Here is a 4,450-nt window from a genome sequence, read left to right as displayed (position 1 = left end):
AAATATAGTAACAATGCTATTAGACCATTAAAAACAAGCTTTCCCTTGTTCATTACATCCACCTTTTTTATTTTTTAGTTTTATTATAAAAAAAAGCAACAGCTTCTTTTAGTTTTGAAAAGCTTAGATAGAGGTACAATAAGTAAAACAATAAATAGATTACTGAACCCCACACATTTCCAATATATAGGTTTGATAAAGTAAATGTTAGTATCAATACATATAACCAGATCATTTCGTCTAAACTACCTTGATCAAACATATTTTTAAAGTATAATTCAGCTATTAAACTTCTAAATCCAATAGAGATTACTAATATTAAAATCATCAGATTCATATTTCGGGAAGAAAAAGCTACAATGATACCTAATATTCCACTAATAGTCAAAGCTAGTATATTAATTAAAAGCATTTCTTTTTCTTTTCTAAGCACTTTAAAAAAAGTGTTATTAATAATTTGCATCTTCCCATCAAAAATGAAAATAGGTAGTAAATAGCATAAATAATCTATTGATAATGTATAAGCAGGAAGCCAATGTTTAAGAAAAATCGAAACTGGTAAATAAAGAAGAAGCCCTCCTAACAAAATTCGATTCAAAATAATATTTCCAAAAGTAAAAATATTTTTTAATTTCTCCTTATTAATCCTCCTTAATGCAGGAAATATCACTATACTAACTTGACTAATAAAAAGAAGAAAGAAATTAGTAAGTGAAATTGCAAAGGAAAATCTACCAAAAGCTTCGATTCCCCAAAAAATATCGACAAGTTTGCGGTTCAATCCAAGTATAAGAGTTCCCATTATATTTGCAAACATTAATTTTATACCAGATGAAATTAGTATCTTTGTCTCTTTCCAATCTGAAAGATGAATATTAAAATTAAATCTAGTGACTTTTCTGCTTCTGTTATATAAATATAATGTAGAAATTAATTTAGAAAATACATACACATATATGTATATAGCAAAGTCTCTATAGTTAAAGAATATAAGACTAAGAACACCAACTATTATTATAATTTTATCTATAATAACAGAAATGGAATACAGGTATATTTCATTAATTGATTGTAACAAATAGCCAATAAAACCATTAATATTAACTAATGGTAAGTATAATGCCACAGCTATCCAAATAGTTTTTCTCTGCGCATTTTCTATAAAAAAGGATAACAACAGTACTATAATCATAATAAAAAATTGACTAATGGTAAGTATTGTAAATTGTTTCGCCAATTGTTGCAAAGGAAGTTCTTCTCTTCTCTGCCCCCCATACTTTAAATATATTCCATCATTTAACCCAAAATGTAATAAACCTAAATAATTAACATAAAATAGAAAAAGTTGCCAATAACTAAATTCTATAACGCCTAAAAACTTTGGTATTATCAATGCTATAAAGAAGCTTAAAAAAAGACCACTTAGTTGGGAGCTTATAGCATATATACTATTTTTTTTAAAATTTTCCAAGGTCCTACTCACTTTCAGGAAATTCTTTGTTCTCTTCTAAGGTTTGTTTTATAGCTGATAAATAACCATAGCCATTCTTTTCATCTGGTTCTAAATAACCTCCTTCTCCCCATTCATTCCAAGCAAATATAAAAATCATATCCTCCTCATATTCATATTTTGTCTTTTTAATTAATTCAGAAAAATATCTTTGGAATTTTTCTACAGTCACTCCGTCATAAACACTTCCTCTTTGACCTTTTCTAGGTGTATTATCCCAATCAACAAATGCACCTGGTACCATGTTTTTATCTGGTTTATGTTCTAATATATCTTTCCAAACAGAATCATAGTTATTATGTTGTAACTTACTTTCTTTGTTTATAGATAGAGGACTAATTTTAAATTTTCTTTTAATATAAGTTGAAATTGAGAACTTTAATCTTTCTTTTTTTCTTTGTTTTTCAGTTTTTTGACTTTCTAAAGTAAACCCAGGTTGAAACTCTATACCTGCATCAAATAAACTTTTGTCAAAATTAGGATCAAAATGACTTGCTGCTTTTTGATACATAAGATATATACCATCAAATCCATCTTTTTTTGCTAGTTCATTCCAACATTCACACATTTCTTTTAAATGACTCAGAATAGTAGGGAAATATAGGACTAAAACAGGTTTATTGTCAATCTTTATATATCTAGAATCTTTAAAAAAATTAGAAAAATATTGGTAATGCTCTACCCAGTCATTAGGATCGCTGTTATCATGATAAATTAGTAATTTATTATCGTCAGATACCCATCCATTAGTCCAAGGTTCATTAGCCCAACTAAAACAAAATGGAAGATCTAAATCCTTGTTATTTAAAAACATCTCAACTGGTTTTTCTAGAAGAAGTTTACCATTAAACCAGTAATGATACATACAAAAACCATATATACCATACTCTTTTGCTAAGGAAACTTGCCATTTTAAACTTTGGATTTCTGATAAGTCATAAAAATTATTATTAAGTGGGATTCTTGGCTGATTATGTTCTTCAAAAAGTTTCTTTGCCTTCTTCACATTTGTCCATTCTGTAAATCCCTTTCCCCACCATTCGTTATTCTCTTTTACCTCATGAAACTGTGGAAGGTAGTATGCTAATATTTTCATTTTAATATTCTCCTTTATATTTATAGTAATAACCAATAAGAAATAGAAACACTAGTCTTGGTTGAACTTGAAAAATTCCAGTTGAAAAATACGTAAAGACTAATATTGCTAAAAAAGATGATAAGACAAGTTTATAATATGCATTTTTTTGATATACAACTAACCTCACATAATAATAAATATTGCTTAGTAAAAAAAATAGGTAAGCTAGAAGCCCTGAAATTCCTACTTTGATCAATAATGATAAATAGCCATTATGTAGAACAGGTATTGTTGTCCCGGTTCCTCCTACTAATTCGGCAAAATATCCAACTTCTATTTCAGCACCAAACCCATTTCCAATTATTTTAGTTAAGCTATTTAATCTATGGAATTCATTTAATGCACTAAAAGTTTCATAACCTCGCCAATTAGCAACAATATTCATTTTATTAGACCAATCTTCATCCTTACTCATTTCAACAAACGATGTAACTATTTTATTTATATACTGATTTAACAATCCATTTGTAGAAAAAATTTTTATACCTTCATATAAAAACGGTAAAATAATTAATATAGTGAAGAAAAATAGAAGTGTTTTTTTCAAATTTCTTTTAGGAAATAGAATGAAGAAAAATATAATAAAAATAATCATAACAGTCCTAGAAAAAGATAAAATGACATGACTTGATAATAAACATATCAAACATATTTTTTTCCATTTATTTATAGTAAAAAAAGAAAATTGTTTAGAAAATAGTAGTATTGATAAAGCTACAGGCACAATAAAGTAGCCTGTTCCTGTTTCCTTTCTATATGCCCAAATATTAGATTGATTCATTACACTATTCTTGTTCAATAAAAAATTAATTAAGTATATAACAGATAAAACAGCAGCAGCAAAAATAATCGACTTTAGTAACTCATTATTTTTTCCAAATATCATACTTAATAAAGATATATATATAAGTATAATGATTGGAAAACTAAAATAGAATATATCCCTAGCAAAAGACAATGTATTTAAGTGAACTAAATTTAACATTCCTATACATATTCCTAGAATCAAAAGCCACACAAGAAAGCTTTGTTTTCTAACAATTTCCTTAGGAATTCTCCCATTATTCAATTTGAGCAATACTATAATACCAACAACTAGTAACATATATATAAATTCACCAGGAATTATTTCTTCTGCTATTAAAGGGATAGTAGTAAGCATAAACGCAAAATTTTTTCTGAGCCTCATGACTCCACCTTTCTATGCATGGTTATAGCATCGAGATATAAATTATTTATTTTTGTTACATGATTACTTAAACTTAATGAACTTAAATCTATAGTTTTACCAGTTCCATTCTTAAGTTCAGCAAGAAGTAAATTTATTTTTTCCGTTAACGAATCATTATTTAAGCTAAATATTAGATTTTCTTCAAGAAGATCCTTTGCACCTACATTTTCACTTACTAAAACTGGAGTGCCTAATGATAAAGCTTCTAAAACTACTAAACCAAATGTTTCTTTACATTTAGAAGGAACAATTAAAATATCAATATTATTAAAAACTTCTTTTTTTTGGATTGGTGAATACTTGCCTAAGACTTCCACATTAGAATTATATACTTTTTTTTCATTCCCATATATCTTTAATTTAAACTCGTTTTTTTGAGTATTAAACCAATTCAAAAGAAACTTATAACCTTTAAAATTTTTTTCAGATCCTATAAATCCCAATCTTACACTATGTTTGTTATTTATAAAATTTGTATCCAACGTTTGTTTAGAAAAACTTATATCACTACTGGTTATACTATGAACCACGATTTTACTATTAGGTAAATAACGTTTATATATTTTTTTAG

At 26.7% G+C, this 4,450-nt stretch carries 4 protein-coding genes; all 4 read right to left on the bottom strand.

Features of this window, described 5'->3' with window-relative positions:
- Window positions 1–67: 67 nt before the first annotated feature.
- Window positions 68–1,471, bottom strand: a complete 1,404-nt coding sequence (locus RWU19_RS13185) for an oligosaccharide flippase family protein (protein WP_070770364.1) — start codon at window positions 1,469–1,471, stop codon at window positions 68–70.
- A 4-nt stretch (window positions 1,472–1,475) separates the two neighbouring features.
- A complete protein-coding gene (locus RWU19_RS13180; protein ID WP_010732182.1) occupies window positions 1,476–2,606 on the bottom strand; it encodes a glycoside hydrolase family 99-like domain-containing protein in 1,131 nt (376 codons plus the stop codon).
- A 1-nt stretch (window position 2,607) separates the two neighbouring features.
- Window positions 2,608–3,837, bottom strand: coding sequence for an O-antigen ligase family protein (locus RWU19_RS13175; protein WP_130624743.1), 1,230 nt, complete (start codon window positions 3,835–3,837; stop codon window positions 2,608–2,610).
- On the bottom strand, window positions 3,834–4,450 hold a 617-nt coding region (locus RWU19_RS13170; protein ID WP_316032200.1), incomplete at its 5' end, for a glycosyltransferase. The genes RWU19_RS13175 and RWU19_RS13170, both read right to left, overlap by 4 nt.

This window comes from Enterococcus sp. 2STP (assembly GCF_032465635.1).
Classification (GTDB): domain Bacteria; phylum Bacillota; class Bacilli; order Lactobacillales; family Enterococcaceae; genus Enterococcus_B; species Enterococcus_B lactis.
This window is presented reverse-complemented; position numbering and strand designations above follow the sequence as displayed.

Coding starts and splice junctions, on each gene's coding strand:
- RWU19_RS13180 (WP_010732182.1), bottom strand. CDS start 2,606: ATGAAAATATTAGCATACTACCTTCCACAGTTTCATGAGGTAAAAGAG.
- RWU19_RS13175 (WP_130624743.1), bottom strand. CDS start 3,837: ATGAGGCTCAGAAAAAATTTTGCGTTTATGCTTACTACTATCCCTTTA.